We start from the raw sequence: 20,721 nt of genomic DNA, 5'->3' as shown, positions 1-20,721 counted from the left end.
TGTATGATTAATATGAAAAGAATCCAATTGATAAAGCGCAGACCACTGGTCCTGCTGATGCTGCTAATGGCAGTAATTCTGGTAGCTGGTTGTTCGTCCAATAATAACAGTACGGTGAAGCTGGCTTATGTGGCCTGGGATTCCGAGATCGCCAGTACTAACGTAGTCAAAGAAGTGCTGGAAACGAAGCTCGGCGTGAAGGTGGAGATGCTGCAGGTCGATGCCGGGCCGATGTGGGCCGGGATTGCTGACGGAAGCGCAGACGCCATGGTAGCCGCCTGGCTGCCAAGCACGCATGCCTCTTATCTGGAGAAATACGGCAAGGACATTGAGGATGCCGGTGTGAATCTGGATGGAACGAAGACCGGGCTTGCCGTTCCCGCCTATATGGAGATCAACTCCATTGAAGATCTGAATAATGCAGAAGTAGCGGCAACGCTCGATAAGCGGATTATCGGAATTGAGCCGGGGGCCGGAATTATGACGGCCACGGAAAAAGCGCTCGAAGCCTACGGCTTGAGCGATTATACGCTGCTGGAGAGCTCGTCGGCGGCAATGGCGCAGGAGCTGCAGAAGGCTTTTGACAAGAATGAACCGATTGTAGTCACTGGCTGGACTCCGCACTGGATGTTCGCCAACATGGACCTCAAGTACCTGGACGATCCGAAGAATGTCTACGGCGGTGCCGAGCAGATTCATACGATGGTCCGCAAAGGCCTGAAGGAAGATATGCCTGATGTACACAAGTTCCTGAGCCAATTCAAATGGACCGCAGAGGATATGGAGCAGGTTATGGTCAAGATTCAGGGCGGACAATCGCCTGAAGAAGCGGCCAAGGAATGGGTAGAGAGTAATGAAGCCAAGGTTAATGAGTGGACGGCTGGTATCTCTGCTTAAATGAACTCTGTAGGGTTCAGTGATCTGGCGGCGATGACCGATGTGTGCTATGATGGGAGAAAATAAGCAACAATTCTGTAACTTGTACGCTTATGTCGCAGAATCTATAGTTAGATGTTCAATAAACACCCCGCAAGGGGTGTTTTTCTTCAACATTAATGAGCGGTTCCTTTACATGCTGCTAAGAGTCAGGGAAGGAGAGCGCTCTATGACCGAGATCATCAATGCCTGGATTGACTGGCTGCTGCAAAGTCTGGGACTTAGCGGCCCGTATATTGTTTTTGCTACCTTTCCGCTCGCCGTGCTGCAAAGCTTGTTCGGATTTTTCCCCCTGGCGATTCTGATTGTGCTGCATGTCTCTGTATTCGAAGTGATCGGCGGGATGGCTGTCAGCTGGCTGGCCTGCAACCTGGGCGCGGTAGTCGTCTATTTTCTCTTCCGGCGTTATCTCTTCGACTGGTTCGACCGTAAATGGGGCTACAAGCTCAAGAAGTATGAGAAATGGCAGACCTATCTGGACCGTTACGGCATCTGGACCCTGGTGCTGCTGCGTACGATTCCGATTGTGCCCAGCAATATCATCAATCTGATGTCAGCCGTGTCTCCGATGAAGCCGGCGGCTTTTGTCTGGGGGACAGTGCTCGGCAATCTGTCTTTTATCTGGCTGTTCGGTACGCTCAGCTCCTCGCTCATTGTCCCGCGTGAGGACTGGAACGGTTTTCTGTTGTGGTATGGTGTATTTATGCTGATACTGCTTGCTATCTTTGTCCGGCTGCATTGGGGGCATCTTCAGGAGGATAAGCGCAAGCGGGCGGGGCATTAGAAGAACGTTGCTGCGGTGTGGTGCCGCGGGGATGTTCTTTTTTTGTGGATTAGAAAATTATGATTTGCATCCGATGTGGATAAGTTGTGCATAAAGTTGGGGGTAAGTGTCTTGGAGCATCGGCAGGATGACTATATTCTGGGCCAGTAATAGGAATGACTTCTCTGATTTCACCGAACAGCCGGATATGGTCGAAAAACCGACCACATTCGGTGCGGTAGAGGCGTGTGGGCCGAATGTGGTCGAAAAACCGACTACATTCGGTGCGGCAGAGGCGTGTGGGCCGGATATGGTCGAAAAACCGACTACATTCGGTGCGGCAGAGGCGTGTGGGCCGGATATGGTCGAAAAACCGACCACATTCAGTGCGGCAGAGGCGTGTGGTCCGGATGTATGAGTAAAAGCGAATCATGTGGCCACAGCCAGTAACAAATTTCGAGAAATCCTGCAAGAAGTGCAACAATGCTGCTCCATACAAGCGGCGGTGAGGGAGACAACCCTCAGAATGGATCAAATACAGGCTGAATATCGCAATGAATGGGACCAATTTCACTCGTTAGGGTGATCTGGTTCTTGGATACAAGCAAACACCAAAGCGAAAGCCCCACATTGTGGGGTTATTTTGCGTGTGCGCCGAATAGCCTATTAGTACAGGGAGCGGCTTGACCGCAGGAATGTCGGGAGGGACTGCAGGGCATGGGCAGAATCAGAAAATGGGGGAAACGGAGCGCAGGCGTACCGCTCTTCGGGCGTCTGCGGCTGCCGGACTTCAGCGGAAGCGGTCTGAGGGGGCCGGGCGGGCGCCGCCAGGCCTTCAAGGCCAAACCGTCCAGAGCGGGAATCCGGCCGCCGGGTGCGGGTTCGGGAGCAAGGTTCGAAGCGAAGCCTTCAAGACCCGGCGCGGGTCTGCCTGGCCGGAGCTGGGGACGGAGCGGGGGCTTCGTGGCGAAGCCCTCCAGGTCCGGCGTCCGGCTGGACGAGAGCGGAGCGGATTACGGGACAGCAAAGCCGTCCGGGAGAACAGCAGGCGCTCCGGGCCAGCGGGTCTGGCGCAAGGCCGGGCGCGGGGGCGGCGGGTTCCGCCTGTTCGGCAGCAGGGACGGGAAGCGGCAGGAAGCCGACGGGGACAAGGGGCGGAAGCCGCGCAGACGGGGCAGATTCTGGATCGTTCTGGGCCTGCTGCTGCTTCTGGCGGTGCTGCAGGGGCTGCGTTATGTGGAGCAGCACCTGAAGCCGCCGATTCTCCATCTGGCACAGATCCGGGTGAAGCAGATCGCCACGGAATCCATTAACAAGGCGATTACGTCCCAGGTGGCGGACGGCGGGAATGCTGAGGCGCTGATTGACTGGAAGACGGATAAGAGCGGCAAAATCTCCGGCTTCATGCTCAACTATAAGGAGCATATGCGGATTACCTCGCAAGCCGCCGAGGTGATACAGTCCACACTGCAGGAGCTGCATAACCGCAGCGAGCGTATTCCGCTGGGCCAGGCGCTTGGCAGCCCGCTGATTGCCTCCTTTGGACCCGATATTCCGATCAAGATCGAACCTCAGGGGGCCGTGAAGGTGGAGCTGAATACCCGGCAGCAAAATGCCGGAATCAATATGATTCTGGTTGAGGTCTATATTCACATTGTGACCGAGGTAGCGGTCGTAATCCCCTTTGACATGGAGCCGCAGGTGGTGGACACAGAGATACCCGTCTCCTACCTGATGGTAGTCGGTGACGTTCCGATGTACTACTATGACAATCAGGGCAAGCCTGTCGGCGAGAACGGCAGCAGCGCCCCGGGCATCGCCATCCCAGCGCCTTCGCTGAACACTGAGAAGGGCAGCTCCGACACGGAAGGCACGCCTTCAGGCGGCGGTAACAGCAGCTCAGGCTCGGGCGGATCAGGCGGACATGCGGGCAGCGGGGAGAGCCCCGCGCCTGCCGCAGGCGGCAACAATGCGCCGGATGCGTCCGGGGGAGGCGGAAATACGGGGGACGGGTCGGAGTAGGGGAGAAGCGGGGATAATGTCGGGGTAAGGGCTCCTGTGGTCATTTAATGGCTAAATGGGGGTCTTTTTTTATTGTGCCGGATGGGTTGATACGGGCTAATGCGGATAAAGTTCGGAATTAGTTGGCAGGCTGCCGGTGCGATGAGGACGATGAGGGAAGTATTCAAATCCACCTTTCCAATATGAATCCACTAGGAATGAACCGGAATGGCTTCTATAATAAGGGCAACACTGCGGCTGACAGGGGCTGTAAGCCAATCTTGGGGGGCTAGCATAATGAGAATATTGATCGTGGATGATGAGCCCAGACATCTTAGAGGGATGGTCAATCTGATCGGACGCCTTCGGCCGGAGGATCAGGTGGTGGCGGCGCAGGATGGCTTGTCCGCTATGGAAATGGTGAAAGCCCACCGCCCGGAAGCTATATTGACTGATATCCGTATGCCCGGAATGGATGGGCTTGAATTTCTGGAACGGCTTAAGCTTGAAGGTATCCGGACCAAGGTCGTAATGGTATCCGCTTACAATCTGTTCGAGTATGCGCAGAAGGCAGTTCATTATGGGGCTTATGATTACCTGCTGAAGCCGGTGGAGATTGACCAGGTAGCGGATGTCCTAAGCCGGATCGACCTTCTGCTGACAGCGGAACAGAGGCAGCGCCGTGAAGAGGAAGAAATGCAGCACCGGCTTAAGCTCGCTTCTTCCGCCTACCTGAACCGGCTCATGCTGTCCTGGCTGAACGGCAGTGCGTCCTTGGCCGAGCTGGCGGAGCTGGACGGTTATGATTGGCTGCGGGAGAGCGGTGTCGCTGTGTATTCGGAGCTGAACTCCTGCCAGGATAGCGGGGAGAGGCAGGACAGCGGCGTGTTCATCCGTGCTCTGGAGCAGGCCTGGGGCAGGTGGGGGGAAGCCATCACGATTCCCTTGAGCGGGATGACGGAGGACGGCCCTCTTGCCGCCGTTACCTTGATTACCCTGGAAGCCCTTACCGGGGACAAGCGGGAAGAAGCCCGGTCCATTGCCCGTTCCTTGGCGGCGGATTGGGCGCATACCGGACAGCTCACCCACGGGATTGGCCCGGAATGCCGTTCCCTCCGGGAAGAAGCGCCGCGATCCTATCTGGCGGCCAGAACGGCCAACAGTTACAACTTCTATGATTTCCGGCACGGGCTGCTGTTTTCAGATGAGATCAAGTCTTCTTCCCGCGAGGCCGTTCCTGACTGGAGCAAGGTCTATGAGGCGTTGAAAATGGATGATGCTGCGCTTGTTCTGGAAGCTTGTGTGGAAGCCCTCTACCAGCTTGCAGACGGTGGACATGCCAGCCCTATGCTGCTAAAGGAGCAGGCATCGCTAATGCTGCTGCAGATCCGGAGTGAGCATCAGGACATTCTGGATAAGCGAGCGCAGCAAAAGCTGACCGGTACGGCTACGATGCTTATCCGCTCATGCCGCTCGTACCCGGAGCTGGTGGCCCAGTTGGGGCAGGCACTCCGGGAAGCGCATTTGGCCTTAACCGTATCCCGGCAGGATCAGGGGGAGAGCATGATCGCTGAATGCCTAAGCTGGATACAGCAGCATATGAAGGAGGAGCTTACACTGGAGCGGGCAGCTGAGCATTTCCATTTTAACCCCTCCTATTTCAGTACACTGATCAAGAACAGGACGGGAAAAACGTTCTCTGAGCATGTGACGGCGGCCCGGATGAAGCGGGCCAAGGTGCTGCTTGCCGGGGAGCCGCTACGAATATATGAGATATCCCTGGAATGTGGATTTCAGGATACGAAATACTTTTGCCGCGTATTCAAGAAGTATTACGGGATGTCGCCCAAAGCCTATAAGCATGCGCTGTCGCAAAGGAAACGTGAGGCATGAAGATCACCTTCCGTTACCGGCTGCTGGCCAGCTATATTCTGCTGATCGCCATTCCCCTGCTCGTTCTGGGGGCTTTGTTCTACCGGACCAGCCTGAAGATTATTACAGAGCAGGCGCAGAAGAATGTATATGAGATTGTCAGGAAGAATAATGAAGTCATGGACACCAAGCTGCGGATCGTGGACCAGAACAGCATGTCCTTGTTCCTCGATAAGGATCTGTTCCGCATCTTCAACCAGCTGGACCCCGCGAATGAAGCGGAGCTGTTCGCAGCCGACCGGCAGGTAACGGCTGTGCTCGGCAAAACCTTTTCCCAGAACCAGGATATCTTTGCCTACCAGCTATGGACCTCCTACTTCACCTTCGGACAACCCCTGCCTCAAGGAGAACCGACGCAATCGGATATATACCGTATGGCCCGGCAGGCGGGAGGGAAGCTGGTATGGATACCGACTTATGAGTTCTCGTCCATGTTCAACCAGCCCTATTTGCAAGGCGGGAATCTGGAGTTCCGTTATCTCTTCTCGGCTACACGCCTGCTGGATTTCACCTATCTGAGCAATACGAAGCTTGCCAAAATGGATGCCGGAGTGGAGCGCCCCGTACTTGCCATAAGCTTCAAATCCGAGGTGCTTAAATCCTTGTATGCAGACAGCCTTCCGGGGAACTCGCGCTACATGGTGCTTGATCCGCAGGACAGGGTAGTCGCCAGCAGTGAGCCGGGTCAGGTTGCACAGATCTATAAGGAGGCAGGGCTGGACAAGCTGCAGCGGGAGAACAGCGGGGCACGGAGAATGAAGCTGGACGGCGAAGCGGTGATCGTCTGCTTCGACCGTTCGGAGGTGACCGGCTGGATGTCTGTGGTGTGGATACCAGAAGCAGGGCTGGTGAGCAGCCTGGTGCCGGTGATCCGGACATCTATTACTGTACTGGCTGTTGTGATGGGGATTGTGGCTCTGATCTTTGCTTTTTTCATTGCAGGTAAAATCACTAAGCCCATCAAGCGGCTGCTCAGCGCGATGAGATCGGTGGGCGAGGGAGATTTCCAGACCCGCGTGGATGTGGTGAGCCATGACGAGTTCGGCGTGCTGACGCAGCGCTTCAACCGGATGAATGACCGGATTCAGCTGTTGGTGACGGAGAATTACGAGATCAAGCTGAAGGAGAAAGAGGCTGAGATACAGGCGCTGAATATGCAGATGCATCCGCACTTCCTGTACAATACGCTGAATGTGATGAACTGGACGGCAATTGAGAATGATCAGCAGGAGCTTAGCAGGATGCTTGTCTGTCTATCCAACATGCTGCATTATACCTCCCGGAAGACATGGGACGCCGTACCGTTGTCCGAAGAGATGAGCTGGATGAGTAATTACTTCTATATTATGTCGATCCGCTTCGAGGACAAGTTCACCGTGGAGTATGATATGGACCCGCAGCTCTTGGCGTACGATGTGCCGAGACTGCTGTTCCAGCCCTTTGTGGAGAATGCGATTCTTCACGGCTTCGATCAGACCGGCTCTGGCGGACTCATTGGAATCCGCGGCTGGATTAACGGCAGAACCCGGCATTACGAGGTGGCCGACAACGGCCGGGGCATGAGTGCGGAGACGGTACACAGAATTCTGTATCAGAAGTCTTCCTCTGTGGGTATTAAGAATACTATTGACCGCATTCAGATGACCTACGGCGGCGAGTACGGGGTATCCATCTTCTCGACTCCGGGAGCAGGCACGAAGGTAGTGATTACTTTGCCGCTATAAGCCAATCCCGGTCCACCAATCCAAAGAGATTAGGGTTATGTAAGCGCTATCTTATATTTTATAATAAAGGCATCATAGACTGCAGCTATGAACCCGTTGAACTTAGAAATCGAGAGGGGCTTCCGAATATGTCGCAACCCAGGAAATCAGTCTTCATCACATTGGCTCTGGTTGTAGTGCTTGCCGCTGTGCTGTCTGCGTGCTCGAAGTCTAATACTGCAAGCCCTGACACTTCCGCATCTTCCGGGAATTCCGGATCGAAGGAGAATATTAAGCTGCGGATGACTGTCTGGGGATCACCGGAAGAAGTGGCTCCTTATAAAAAAGCGATTCAGAATTTCGAGGCCAAGCATACCAACGTTAAGGTCGAGCTTCAGCATATTGCCGCTGACTATGATACCAAGCTGACAACTATGGTCGCCGGGAATGATGTGCCTGACATCGCTATGATGGAGTCGGGGACGATTGCTTTTCCGATGGCGGAGCAGGGCAAATTCTATAATCTTCAGGAATTTCTCGATAAGGATACCGAGATTAGTCCCGATACGCTAGTTCCTAATATTACCTATTCCCTGGAGCCGGGCAATGTGATTGGAATCGGCCCTGGCCCCGAATCCTTCGCCTTGTTCTACAATGAGGATATCTTCAAGGACGCCGGCATAGCGCCTCCCCCGTCGAATGTGGCGGATGCGTGGACCTGGGATGAATTCGTTGAGGTGGCCAAAAAGCTGACGGTGGATACCAATGGAAAAACAGCGGCTGACCCGGACTTCGATCCCAAAAAAATCAAGCAATACGGAGCAAACATCTCCACCTGGTGGGGAGTGTACAGTAACTTTATTTATTCCAACGGCGGGGATTTCATCTCTGCAGACGGTAAAACCTTCGGGCTGAACCAGCCGGAGGCGGTGGAGGCGCTCCAGAAAATATCCGACCTGATGAATGTCCACCATGTCTCTCCTTCACCAGTGCAGTCCAAGAACATTCCGGCCACCAATGTGGCGCTCCAGACCAAAAAGGTAGCGATGACGGTAGACGGGCAATGGGCCAGTGCAGGCCTCGCCCAGTCGAAGTTCAACTTCAATGTCGGGGTCATGCCTGTAATGAAGGAGCCGGTCACCACCGTGGTCTGCGGCATGTTCTCCATCTTCAAATCCACCAAGCATCCCCAGGAGACCTGGGAGCTGTTGAAGGCGCTGCTCGATCCCGAAGCCTCCATTGACATGCTTACAGCCGGAACCTGGATGCCATCTCCCAAGGACTGGTACACCGATCCTGCGCTGCTGGCCAAATGGACGGAGAATCTGGACGCCAGACCGTCCGGCTATAAGGAAGCCATTGTCGATGTGATTCTGACCAAAGGGCATCAGACCCCGACCGGCTATGTGAAGAACTTCAACAATATTATGGACTTGGTCAATCCTGCGCTGGATAAGGTGTGGCTCGGCCAGCAGACTGCCCAGGAAGCGATGGACTCCATCGCGGCAAAGGTCCAGGCCCAGATTAAGGGACGCCGCGATATCAAGGAATAGACTGGAGGCCGGTATGCGAAAAGGAATGTTCTACGGGCTGCTGTTCACCGCCCCCGCCATCCTTGGGTTTGCCATTTTTACGCTGGGTCCCATGATCGCCAGCCTGGTGCTCAGCCTGACCGATTATAATGTATTCAAGGAGCAGACTGCTTTTGTCGGTGTGGATAATTATATACGGCTGTTCTCAGGAGAGGATGAGCTGTTCTATAAATCGCTGGGGATCACCTTCTATTTCGTCGTGTTGCGTGTGCCTGCGGTGATTCTCATCTCCTTCGGGATTGCGCTGTTGCTGAATCTCAATGTAAAGGGAAGGGCTATCTTCCGTACGATCATCTACCTGCCGAGCATTGTTCCGGCGGTGGCCTCGGCCATGATCTGGATGTGGCTGCTTAACCCTGACCTGGGCCTCATCAATTCACTGCTGAGCCGCTTGCATCTGCCGACCAGCAACTGGCTGTACGGCGAAGGCAGCGTGATCCCCTCAGTCGTACTTACCACGCTCTGGGGGATCGGCAGCACGGTGATTATTTTCCTCGCCGGACTATCCGGCATCCCCCGGCAGTATTATGAGGCCATTGAGGTGGATGGAGGGGGCTGGTTCCGTAAGCTGAGCCATGTGACGGTTCCGATGGTCACCCCGACAATCTTTTTCAATACAATCATGACGATTATCGGTTCCTTCCAGGTCTTCAACGAAGCCTACATTCTGACGCAGGGCGGACCGAATAACCGGAGTTTGTTCTATGTATTTTATTTGTGGAGAACAGGCTTCCGGGATGCCGAGATGGGGTATGCGTCCGCGCTGGCCTGGATCTTGTTCGTCATTATTCTGTTCTTCACCTTCATCGTCTTCAGAACCTCGAAGTCATGGGTGTATTACGAAGGGGGGGACCGGGCTTGAGGCCATCGAAGCTTTCACTTACCGCAGGTTACGGGGCGCTGATCCTAATCTCCTGTATGTTCATCATTCCGTTTGTCTGGCTGATCCGCAGCTCGCTGATGAATTTATCGCAAATATTCACCATGCCCCCCGAATGGATACCGAAGCCGTTTCAATGGGGCAATTTCCATAAGGCGCTTACGGTGCTGCCGTTCGATGTTTTCTTCAAGAATACGCTCATCATCGTGGTCACCGTGCTGGTGGGAACCGTAATTACGAGCAGCATCGGAGCCTTCGGATTCTCACGGATTCCTTGGAAGGGCAGGGATGCGGTGTTCGCGGTCCTGATGACCAGCATGATGCTGCCGGCGGCGGTGACGATGATCCCAAGCTTTCTGGGCTGGCAGATGATGGGGTTCTACGATACGCTGTATCCGCTGATTGTGCCCGCTTATTTCGGCGGGGGGATCTTCAATATTTTCCTGCTCCGGCAATTCTATCTGACCATTCCGCGCGATTTCGATGAAGCTGCCTATGTGGACGGGGCGAATTACTGGCAGATCTATACCCGGATCATCTTTCCCCTAAGCCGTTCCGCGATTATCGTAGTGGCCTTGTTCAGCTTCCTGGCCTCCTGGAATGACTTCATGGGACCGTTGATCTATCTGAAAAGCGACAAATGGTTCACCCTCGCGCTGGGCCTGCAAATGTTCCAGGGCACCTATACCGCGCAGTGGGATCTGCTGATGGCGGCCTCGGCGACCGTCGTTCTGCCCTGCGTCATTGTGTTTCTGGCCGGACAGCGGTACTTCCTGGAGGGCATAACCTTAACGGGATTAAAAGGATAAAGGAGGCGGGGAACAGAAATGGCAGAGCAACAATCGAAGATTCATACCTGGCAAGATGTGTCCTTCACCTGTGTAACTATCAATGACGAGTTCTGGAAGCCGCGTCTGAAGGTGCTCCGGCAGACCACGCTGCCGGATTGCCTGTCCAAATGTGAGGAGACCGGCCGCATCAATAACTTCGCCAAGGCAGCAGGACTGCTGGAAGGGCATTACGAAGGCAAATATTATAACGACTCAGATGTCTACAAGGTGCTTGAAGGCATTGCCTATGCGCTGATGTCAGAGCGGGATGCGGCGCTGGAGGCTGAGGCTGACCGGATCATCGGGCTGATCTCGGCTGCGCAGGAAGAAGACGGGTATCTGTGTGCGTACTTTACCCTGGAGAATCCCCAGGGCAAGTGGACGGACATGGAGAAGCACGAGATGTATAACGGCGGCCATCTGATCGAAGCGGCGGTTGCCTATTATGAAGCCACCGGCAAGCGCGAGCTGCTGGAGGTGGCCTGCCGTCTGGCCGATCATGTTGACGAAGTCTTCGGCCCCGGCAAGCGGCACTGGGTCGAGGGGCATGAGGAGATCGAGCTGGCACTGGTGAAGCTGTACCGCGCCACGCAGACTGAGCGCTACTGGAAGCTGGCACTCTGGCTGCTGGAGGAGCGAGGCCATGGCTATGGTGTTGGCGCGATCTGGGATAATCCGGAGTGGGGACCGGCCTATTGCCAGGACGATGTCCCCGTCCGCGAGATTAAGCAGGTCACCGGCCATGCCGTCCGTGCCATGTATCTGTATACGGCCATGGCGGATATTGTCCATGCTTCAGGAGATTCCGCTTATACGGAGGCTCTACACAGGGTCTGGACACATACGGTTGAGCGCAACATGTATGTAACGGGCGGCATCGGGCCGTCCAGGCACAATGAAGGCTTTACCTCCGATTATGACCTGCCTAATGAGACAGCCTATTGCGAGACCTGCGCCGCCATTGCCATGGTATTCTGGAATCACCGGATGAATCTGACGTTCGGGGACGGCAAATATGCCGATGTCATAGAACGTGAGATGTATAATGGCGCCTTGTCGGGAATCTCCCTGTCCGGGGATCAGTATTTCTACGAGAATCCGCTGGCTTCCCAGGGCGGGCATCATCGTGTCCCATGGTTTGAAACCTCTTGCTGTCCGACCAATCTGGCCCGCTTTCTGCCATCCCTGGGCCAGTACGCCTATGCTGTTACAGAGGATGGCCTGGCGGTGAATCAATATATGAACAGCGAAGCGGAACTGGTGCTCGGCAGCGGGCTGGGTGTCAGGCTGAAGGTAAGCACCCGGTATCCCTGGGATGGCCGGATAGAGCTTGAGGTGAACCCTGCTGTAAGCGCCGAATTCAGTATCCGGCTGCGGGTGCCGGAGTGGTGCAGCGGGTACCGGGTGGAGGCAGGAGGCATCAGCATCGGGGAGGCGGAAGCCTTGACGCATCAGGGGTATATGGTGCTGGAGCGGAACTGGTCGCCGGGGGATACGGTGGTGCTTGAGCTGGAGCTGCCCGTGAATAAGGTGCGGGCCAGACCGGAGGTGGAGGCGGACAGAGGGCGGGTTGCCGTGCAGCGGGGACCCGTTGTATATTGTCTGGAGCAGACGGACCATCCCGGCCTGCCTTATGATGGCTTCTCCATTCCGGCCGGGGCGAAATTCCGGGTAGAGCATCTGCCGGGGCTGCTGGGCGGGGTGACGGTGCTGCGGAGCCGGGAGGAAGACGGCAGGCCGCTCCGGTTCATTCCTTACTATGCCTGGGACAACAGGGAGCCTGGGTACATGCAGGTCTGGGTCCTGGAACGGGAAGGAAGTGGCCTGTACGGCTATTGAATTCGCTAGTGCAGAGCAAAGGAGGAGATTCGCTTGCGCGGAATTACGAACCCGGTTATCCCGGGCTGGTATGCTGACCCGGAGGCCAGAACATATGGGGGCAGGCATTATGTGTATGCCACCAGATCTTTTACGGAATATACCCGGCAGATGAATCTGGATGCCTTCAGTTCCGGGGATCTGGTTCATTGGACGACCCACGAGGGGATCATCGAAATGGATGATTTCCCCTGGATCTGGAGAGCGGTATGGGCTCCGACCCAGATTGAGCATCACGGCCGGCATTATCTGGTCTTTGCCTCGAACGATATCCAGAAGGACGGCGAAGCCGGCGGGCTGGAGATTGCTGTTGCGGATGCTCCCGAAGGCCCCTACAGAGGGTATCTCCACCGGCCGCTGATCGGCGGGTTCGTTCACGGCGCGCAGCCGATCGACGCTCATCTGTTCAAGGATGATGACGGTGCAATCTATCTGTATTACGGGGGCTGGGGGCATTGCAACGTGGCCCGGATGAATGAGGAGATGACGGGGTTTGTTCCGTTCCCGGACGGAGAGGTCATCCTTTCCGTCACCCCGCCGGGTTATGTGGAGGGGCCGTGTATGATCAAGAAGGACGGCCTGTATTATCTGATGTGGTCAATGGGCGGATGGACCAATGGGACCTACCGGGTCGCTTATGGCGTAAGCGACAACCCGCTTGGTCCATTCCCGAACCTGGGGACCATACTGGAGAGGCAGGAGCCGGTGGCGGAAGGCCCCGGCCATCATGGATATTTGCATCTGCCGGACCGTGATGAATGGCTGATCGTCTATCACCGCAGACTCATCGGAGACCGGGAGCCGGGCAACCGCATGTTATGCATCGACAGACTGGAACTCGGTGCAGGCGTTATCAAGCCGGTAAGGATGACCGACCGGTGGTAAGCTTGTCGGCTTATCGTAGGTGAATACAGGAGGAATGAGGCCTTGGCTTATGACGGGGCCTTTTTTGTCTTGGTGCCGCAGAGGAATGCGTCATTCAATTAATGTTATTACCCCTGTATTCCCATAATGTTGTACAAATTGCAACTCGGAAACCGGGATATCCGGGGATATGATAGAGTTGTTGTATAAAATGCAAGAATTGCCCCCGCTAAGCGTTTGGAGGATGAAAAATCCTGCTTTGTATGCAGTAACTTTGAAATGTAGCCGGGATGAGCAGGGTAATGTTGTATTTTGAGCAGGATTTTCACTGGGAGGTTGGGGGCGAATGCAAAATATTCATGATAATGAAATTATTTCTTATAAGGTTGATTTGCAAAAGTCAAAAATTACATTCCAAACATTGGGCGGCAAAGACAATTCAGTTCCCGTCATCCCCCACCCTGAAGCACCGACTTCACAAGCAGCAGCCACGGAATGCTGCCAGTAGCGGCGATGCTCCCCTCCGGGTGAACCTCCGCTGCAAGCAGCAGCATGTAATAACTGAGGCCAGTGATTGCGGCAGCGCTGCCGGATTGCAGTAGCGTCTGTTCATCGTCTGACGTAAGCTGTGGAGCTTGCCCGCAGGATTGAGCTATGGCTGCATAGAGCAGCCATTCGGCAGCATCCCCGGGCAATCTATGGTGCTGAGATTGCCCGGTATATTCCGCACACCACTGTAATCTAAATGAAGCAGGTGCATGCAGCATTCCTTGCAGCAGTGGCAGGGGAAGTCTGCTCCAGAGAAAGTGTGCAGCGCCAAGCGGCCTGTCAAGCAGAAGCAGGAGCAGTGTGTCCCAAGCGCCTGCTTGAAGCAGCAGTTGTGCTGTGTAAGAAAAATCTGTAGAGCTAAGCGGTGTGTCTGCGCGGTATTCCGAATCGGCTAAGCTGCCGATATCGGGGGCCGGGAAGGAACATTCTGCCGGAACAGAAGGGTCTTCTTGTTCTTCGGCTTGGCATTGTGGCAGCCTGGAATGGCTGGTTTCAGCATGGGGGGAGGCGACTTGGCGCTCCTGCATGCTGTTAGAGCCTGCCCGATGCTCCGCCGGGCCGGGCTGCTGCCCCGCCAGCCGGCGGTGCATGGCTGCAAGTCCGGGCGGCAGCTCCGCCAGCCGCCCCAGGCCTTGTCCTGCCGCGGCGATCCCGCCGCTGCGGCAGGACAAGGCCCACAGATAGCCGGATACCCAAGGGTTATCCGGCGCACCTCTCTGCATCCGCGCAAGCTCAGCGGATGCGGCTCCGGGCTGTTCCGGGTCGCGGAACAGCGTCCCCAGCAGCACCTGAAGCACCTGCCGGATATCCTCCGGCAGATGCGGTGCTGCGAGAAGCGCCGCCAGCCACGGGGCGGCGCGGGCATTGAGTGCGGCCGGCACCAGCCGGATCAGCACTCGCCGGGGCAGGGCAGGGAGCAGCTGACGCGTGAACACCGTCAGCTGCTCCGCTTGCCCGGACAGCAGGCACAACGTGGCCAGCTGCTCCCAGGCGGTTACGTCATCAGGCGCGTAGCCGATCGCCTGTCTGTAATGCTCCATTGCTTCCTCGTAGAGGAACAGCTGCTCGCAGACCCGCCCGGCGGAAAGGCGGGTGCGGTAGGTTCCGCTGCCGGAGGAGGAAGGGTATTTATGTGCGGTATCCCCGCTGTCCAGCGCCTGCTGGAGCAGAGGGTATGCCCGCCATACCTGCCCTTGCTCCAGCAGCAGACCCGCATAGCTCTCCAGCAGATCAGTGAAATCTGCGTACAGCCCAATCCCGGCCTGATAGACAGACTCCGCGTCCGCAGGCCGCCCGCCCGCTTGGAGGGCAAAGGCTGTTTTGAGATACAGGTCGGCGGTATAGCCGGAGTCGGGCTGAGCTTCTTCAAGCAGCGGCAGCAGCAGGCCCGCCGCAGCCTGATATTGCCCCTGCTGGTAATATTCCGTGCCCAGTGCGTACCGCAGAGGAACGCTATCCGGTTCAAGCCGCAGAGCAGCGTGGATCAGCTGCAGATTGCGGCTGGCTTTATTTTTGCGCTGAAGCTCATCATCCAGATAGCCGTAATGGTGGACAGGCAGACGGGCATAAGCAATATGTCCTCCGGGGAGGCTCCAGATGCTGGAGGCTACCTCTTCATGAATGCTGCCGCGAAAACAGATACGTACATCGTTTCGGAAGAGTCTGCACACATTGTCTGTCACGTATTCGCGCCCGGAGGCATCACCTACATAATGAATAAAAGGCAGGAAATACCCGTCCGCATGCTCCGATTCCAGCAGAAGCTTTAACTCCTCTGGCTTCCAGTCAGCAAGGGCTTCATCTGCATCCAGCACCAGAATCCACCCATAGGAGGCCAGCTGTAGGGTATGATTACGGGCTTTGGAGAAATCGTGTTCCCAGGGCAGCCTGATTACCCGGGCACCGAACCTGCCGGCGATAGCCATACTGTTATCCTCTGATCCGGTATCCGCGATAATAATCTCCGAGACCATACCCTGAACAGACATCAGGCATTGCTCCAGATGCTGCGCCTCATTCCTTACGATCATGCAGAGCGAGATCCCGGGAGTATCCATGGTCTGTAAGCTCCTTCCTAACAGCATCTGATTGAAAAAGTAGGGGTGCAAAGCAAGCGGGTATACCCCTTATGGACTGGAAAGCCGTTATTTTCAAAAAAACAGCACTTTTTACGGAGTTGCGGACTCAGAGGAACCTATTATCACTCTAACCGATGATTTAAGGCAGCATATCCGCCTTTAAGCGCCGTGGAGTCCGTAACTCTTCCCAGTCATGCAGTTTCTGCAAAATAAACGCCCCTCAGTCCGCAACGCCCAGGCAACTGACACTCTGCTGAATAAAAACGGACTATGCAGGGATAGTTGCAGAACGTACACCTAAAACGAGCGAAAAGGCACACTTTCATTGTATAACTGTAGTCTGTACAACTAAATCTGCCCAAAAAGGGGAGAGGGAAGAATCAACGGATGTTTAAATGTACGAAGTACAACTAAACCGGAAATTGGCGAGCAATCAGGCGTTTTAGTTGTACCAAATACAATTAAGGCTTATCGCAACTCCGATCATCTGATGACATACTAATCGGTTGATCTGGGAAGCGGAAGTGTAAGACGGACTGCCGCAGCCGCTGGTGAATAGATTGCCGAGGTTGCGAGCGCAGCCAGAACCTTGTCAGCCAAAAGAATCAAGGGCTGCACAGCCGCAGCAATAGCAGATAAGGGGAGTGAGGTGTTCCCGTCCGCCGGGTTAACTGCAGGATGATTTAGCAGCCCGGTGATATCATCGTAGCTCAGCTCAGCTGCGGAAGCTGCTTCCGCCCGCTGCAACAGCTTCAACAAATCAGCGCTAGGCGGCACCTCAAGCGCTGCATCATCTACCGCTCCAGCACCTACCCCAGCATCGATCTCACCCGCACTCTGCGCCGCCGCATCCATCTCTCCCGCATCTTGCATCACGCCATCGATCTCACCCGCACTCTGCGCCGTAGCATCCACCACTCCCGAATCTTGCATCACGCCATCGATCTCACCCGCACTCTGCGCCGTAGCATCCACCGCTCCCGCATCTTGCATCACGCCATCGATCTCACCCGCACTCTGCGCCGTAGCATCCACCGCTCTCGCATCTTGCATCACGCCATCGATCTCACCCGCACTCTGCGCCGTAGCATCCACCACTCCCGCATCTTGCATCACGCTATCGATCTCACCCGCACTCTGCGCCGTAGCATTCACCGCTCCCGCATCTTGCAACACGCTATCGATCTCACCCGCACTCTGCGCCGCCGCATCCACCGCTCCCGCATCTTGCATCACGCCATCGATCTCATCCGCACTCTGTATCGCCGCATCCATCTCTCCCGCCGCCACACCAGACCCCACACCGCCCTCAAGCATATCAGCCGCCGCTGTGTAACAGCCATCCCTTACCAGCAGGCGCAGTAGCTCCTGGCGCTGCTCCGTCAGGATGCCGGGCAGCTGCCCGGCCAGCCAGCCGTGAAGCTCGGGCTCGCGGCCCGTGCATTTGAACAGGCGCGTGAGCCGGGGAATCAGCAGCCAGGGCTCCGGCTGGAGCTGGGCTGCCCTGGTGAAGCAGGCTGCCGCTTCATGGTCTTCGCCGATCTGCTGGCAGAGCTGCCCCAGTAGCGTGTGGGTGAGATATGTGCCTAACCCGGATTCTGTATGATAGAGGGGAGGGGAGGCTCCGATCTCCAGTGCCCGGCATAGCGCAGCCTTGGCTTCGGCTAAGGCTGCGACCTGCAGCAGCAGCGCACCTTTGAGATGGTGAAGATCGGGATAGTCCGGGAAGAGCGAGCTTCCCTGCCCGCAGGCTTCCAGCGCAGCCGGGTAATCACCGGTTACCGCCAGGCAGCGGACTTTGTATTTATAGAGCAGATGAATATAGCTAGTGCCCGGCTCGGCCAGGTTCAGCGAGGTGCCGATATGCTCCAGCGCCTGCCCGTAATCGCCAAGCCGCATATATTCAACCGCCAGATTGAAATGCTGAAAAGCATCTCCGGGACTCTCCTCCAGCTGCTGCTTCAGCAATCCGAGATTACGGCTGATTTTGTCTTTTCGCTCCACAACTCCGTCGGCATAGCCGTAGTGATGAACAATCACGGTGCTCATATGCATCGCGGCCGCCGGGGTCTCCTGCACAATGGAAGCCGCAATCTGCTCATGAATAATGCCGCTGAAGCGATACTTCGGGCGGTTCTTGAACATACGGAGGATCGGGTTAACCGTAAGGGTCTGCGAAGCGCGCTCCATCCCCTGATGATTATGAATCCGCACAAAAAAAGCCTCATACTCCGTATGCTTCGCGCACACCAGCAGCTCATCCCGGCTCCCAGGCTCCAGTTCCTCGTCTGCATCCAGCACCAGAATCCAGGTACCCTGTGCCAGGGCCAGCCCGGCATTGCGTGCGGCGGCAAAATCCCCGTTCCACGGGTAATCGATGATCCGGGCACCGAAGCTGCGGGCAATGGATCGGGTGGCGTCGGTGGAGCCGGTGTCCACAATGATGATTTCATCCGCAGCCCCGCGCGCACTCCGCAGACAGCGGGCCAGGTTGTCGGCTTCATTTTTGACAATCATGCATAAGGAAATCAGCGGTTGGTGTGGTTTCGTGGTCATTAGCTCAGACCTGCTCCTCTCTGCCGTTGGGTGTAATTCCACTTCGTATGCCAAGGGGTGCGGCGCAGCACCGCGATGGATTGAGCCACCGCTGCACTGTCCTCCTGAAGCGGACCATGAGGCGGTTGCCCCTTCCCCTGTAGTCGTTCTACAGCTTCTGCGAGACGCTGCTCCGCCAGATGAAGATAACAGAGCGCTAGTCCGGTGCTAACTGCATCGTCTGCAGGGGATTCCCCCAAGGCAAGCCGGTACCAGCTGGCAGCTTCCGCATAATGTCCTTTATCGATGAGCAGTTCTCCGAGATACCGTAGGGTTGCCCCTGAAGCTTCCTTGCTGCCTGCAAGGCCAATGAACAGTTCCCCCGCTTCTGCACGCCAGCCTTCCTCATAGAGCGCCTCTGCCAGAGTGCTTGTATGCGCTGGGAAGCGTTCAACGAGCCGCTTGCCCAGGGCGATGAACTGGTGCTTCACAGCAAGCCGGATGACCTCGGCAAGCAGAGGGGATTCCCCGAAGGCGGCGAACTCCGCTTGCTGCACGGCAGCATCGGACGACAACCTTGCATCGATCTCCAGCAATTCGGAACGCACTTCCGCAGGTGATTGCAGCCAGAGCTCCTCTTGCAGCTTCTCGCCCAGTTCCCATGTCACCATGGCTTCAAGGAGCCATAGCTGCCGCACCGTTTCTGTGTTCAATCCTCCGGCTGAGAGCTGTAGAGTGCCGGCCCGCAGCTTGTCGGCTGTCTTCCTGAACGAATGATATTTTCCGGTAATGATCCAGGAAGACAGCAGGAACAGCAAGGTGTCCTCCTCCAGCGGGCAGACCGCAGGCGGCAGCTCTGCAATTGCCTTATAAGCGCCCAGCCGATATAAAGTACCGATAATTGCGGTTCTGGCAGCACGCTGTGCTGTGCCGGTCAGCTGTATCAAGAGTGCGGCGATCTCTCCCTCCGGCACCTCCAGCTCCTGAAAAGCAGCAGCGATCCCCTCCAAAGCGGGGAGATACAGGGAGTGCTGCTGAAGCGCACGATGATACAACTGCGCGGCCTCCTTTTGCTTCCCGAGCTGCTGGAAAATGGCCCCCATCCGGTGCAGCGGGCGGAAGCTGTCCATGCCCTGTTCAGTGACGTATGCTCTGCGCGGAGTCGGGGCAGACGAGGTATCTATGGCGTGCTGGTAAGACTGGACGGCGCGCTCATAGAATCCTTGGTTCTCCCACGACTGGCCCTGCATGTAATGCAGGTCGGGATAATCTCCATAACGTGTCAGCTCGCGGGTCAGCAGGCTGTCGACCGCTTTCACATTACCGGCGGCCAGATCAATTTTGCACAGATCGCGAATGATCGAGGGACGGTAAGAAGCCTGAAGCGGAGCGAGGGTAAGACTCTGGCGCAGCAGTTCTCCGGCTTCCTCCAGCCGTCCGTCCTGACAGCAGGTGACTGCCAGATTATAACGGCTGAACACATCGTCAGGCTCTTCCGCAAGCGCAAGCCGCAGCAGGTGCTCGTTGCGGCTGATTTTATGCTTGGCGCTCATGACCGGGGGCAGGTAGCCGAAGTGAAGAATCTCTATTGGACTGGCCTCGATGGAGGCGGACCCATGTTTTGTGAGAATAGAGGACTCTACACTTTCGTGAATTCTCCCGCTGAAAAGATAGCCCTGCCCACCCCGGAACAGCCGCACAGGATGGTGATACAGACGATCCTCGGGCCTGCTTCCCAGCAGGTTCTCTATGCGCACCGTGTACGCTTCGGCTGTGCTGCCTCCGAGAATCTCCTTGATTGAATCTATGGAAGTCTGAAGGATTTCATCTGCATCCAGGACCAGTATCCAACTGCTGGCCGCATGGGAGAGACCGGTATTGCGTGCGTCTGAGAAATGGTGGTTCCACTGGGCTTCAATGACCGTTGCCCCGTATCTCCGGGCGATTTCCACGGACTGGTCCGTGGAGCCGGTATCGACCACGATGATTTCATCGGCGCCCTGCAGACTAGCTAGGCAACGTGGGAGCAGCTCGGCTTCATTGTTGACTATGAGCTGTACTCCTAGTGTAGGTTTGGCAGATTGATTCAAGATCGTTCCTCCTTCGCGGGCCTTAATTCCTCCGGGTATTTTGCAAAAATAAGAATGTATATGCGTTGCTGCCGTCTTATGTAGATGCGG

At 56.0% G+C, this 20,721-nt stretch carries 14 protein-coding genes; 11 read left to right on the top strand and 3 right to left on the bottom strand.

Features of this window, described 5'->3' with window-relative positions; all coding sequences use genetic code 11:
- Window positions 1-12 precede the first annotated feature (12 nt).
- From MKY12_RS26120 to MKY12_RS26070, 11 genes are all read left to right on the top strand, one after another.
- Complete coding sequence (locus tag MKY12_RS26120) at window positions 13-897, top strand: glycine betaine ABC transporter substrate-binding protein (RefSeq protein ID WP_339311511.1); 885 nt, start codon at window positions 13-15, stop codon at window positions 895-897.
- Between the two features lie 208 nt (window positions 898-1,105).
- Window positions 1,106-1,720 (top strand): VTT domain-containing protein, encoded by a 615-nt coding sequence (locus MKY12_RS26115; protein ID WP_339311509.1) that lies wholly within the window; start codon window positions 1,106-1,108, stop codon window positions 1,718-1,720.
- 127 nt (window positions 1,721-1,847) lie between these two features.
- Window positions 1,848-2,117 (top strand): hypothetical protein, encoded by a 270-nt coding sequence (locus MKY12_RS26110; RefSeq protein WP_339311507.1) that lies wholly within the window; start codon window positions 1,848-1,850, stop codon window positions 2,115-2,117.
- Between the two features lie 767 nt (window positions 2,118-2,884).
- Window positions 2,885-3,721 carry a sporulation protein YunB gene (yunB, locus tag MKY12_RS26105; protein ID WP_339314975.1) on the top strand — a complete coding sequence of 279 codons (837 nt, stop codon included), beginning with the start codon at window positions 2,885-2,887 and terminating at the stop codon, window positions 3,719-3,721.
- Window positions 3,722-3,997: 276 nt separating this feature from the next.
- The gene (locus MKY12_RS26100; protein ID WP_339311505.1) at window positions 3,998-5,593 is read left to right on the top strand and encodes a response regulator; all 1,596 of its coding nucleotides are present in this window, start codon (window positions 3,998-4,000) and stop codon (window positions 5,591-5,593) included.
- The gene (locus tag MKY12_RS26095; protein WP_339311503.1) at window positions 5,590-7,356 is read left to right on the top strand and encodes a sensor histidine kinase; all 1,767 of its coding nucleotides are present in this window, start codon (window positions 5,590-5,592) and stop codon (window positions 7,354-7,356) included. The genes MKY12_RS26100 and MKY12_RS26095 overlap by 4 nt, the downstream gene beginning before the upstream one ends.
- 128 nt (window positions 7,357-7,484) lie before the next feature.
- Window positions 7,485-8,888, top strand: a complete 1,404-nt coding sequence (locus MKY12_RS26090; protein ID WP_339311501.1) for a sugar ABC transporter substrate-binding protein — start codon at window positions 7,485-7,487, stop codon at window positions 8,886-8,888.
- A 13-nt stretch (window positions 8,889-8,901) separates the two neighbouring features.
- Window positions 8,902-9,789, top strand: a complete 888-nt coding sequence (locus MKY12_RS26085; RefSeq protein ID WP_339311500.1) for a sugar ABC transporter permease — start codon at window positions 8,902-8,904, stop codon at window positions 9,787-9,789.
- Between the two features lie 56 nt (window positions 9,790-9,845).
- On the top strand, window positions 9,846-10,616 hold the full coding sequence (locus MKY12_RS26080; protein ID WP_209880110.1) for a carbohydrate ABC transporter permease: 771 nt from the start codon (window positions 9,846-9,848) through the stop codon (window positions 10,614-10,616).
- A gap of 18 nt (window positions 10,617-10,634) precedes the next feature.
- Complete coding sequence (locus tag MKY12_RS26075) at window positions 10,635-12,476, top strand: beta-L-arabinofuranosidase domain-containing protein (protein WP_339311498.1); 1,842 nt, start codon at window positions 10,635-10,637, stop codon at window positions 12,474-12,476.
- A 33-nt stretch (window positions 12,477-12,509) separates the two neighbouring features.
- Window positions 12,510-13,400, top strand: a complete 891-nt coding sequence (locus MKY12_RS26070; protein ID WP_235192081.1) for a glycoside hydrolase family 43 protein — start codon at window positions 12,510-12,512, stop codon at window positions 13,398-13,400.
- 428 nt (window positions 13,401-13,828) lie between these two features.
- Here the strand turns inward: MKY12_RS26070 and MKY12_RS26065 are convergent, their stop codons facing one another.
- The 3 genes from MKY12_RS26065 to MKY12_RS26055 form a co-directional block, all read right to left on the bottom strand.
- A complete protein-coding gene (locus tag MKY12_RS26065; RefSeq protein ID WP_339311495.1) occupies window positions 13,829-15,985 on the bottom strand; it encodes a glycosyltransferase in 2,157 nt (718 codons plus the stop codon).
- A gap of 519 nt (window positions 15,986-16,504) precedes the next feature.
- Window positions 16,505-18,562, bottom strand: a complete 2,058-nt coding sequence (locus MKY12_RS26060; protein ID WP_339311494.1) for a glycosyltransferase — start codon at window positions 18,560-18,562, stop codon at window positions 16,505-16,507.
- A complete protein-coding gene (locus MKY12_RS26055; protein WP_339311492.1) occupies window positions 18,562-20,631 on the bottom strand; it encodes a glycosyltransferase family 2 protein in 2,070 nt (689 codons plus the stop codon). Before MKY12_RS26055 ends, MKY12_RS26060 begins: the two co-directional genes overlap by 1 nt.
- Between the last annotated feature and the right edge of the window lie 90 nt (window positions 20,632-20,721).

The sequence above is a fragment of the Paenibacillus sp. FSL M7-0896 genome, assembly GCF_037975415.1.
Classification (GTDB): Bacteria; Bacillota; Bacilli; order Paenibacillales; family Paenibacillaceae; genus Paenibacillus_AQ; species Paenibacillus_AQ silagei.
Note: the sequence above shows the minus strand (reverse complement) of the source record. Positions and strands in the feature narration are given on the sequence as shown.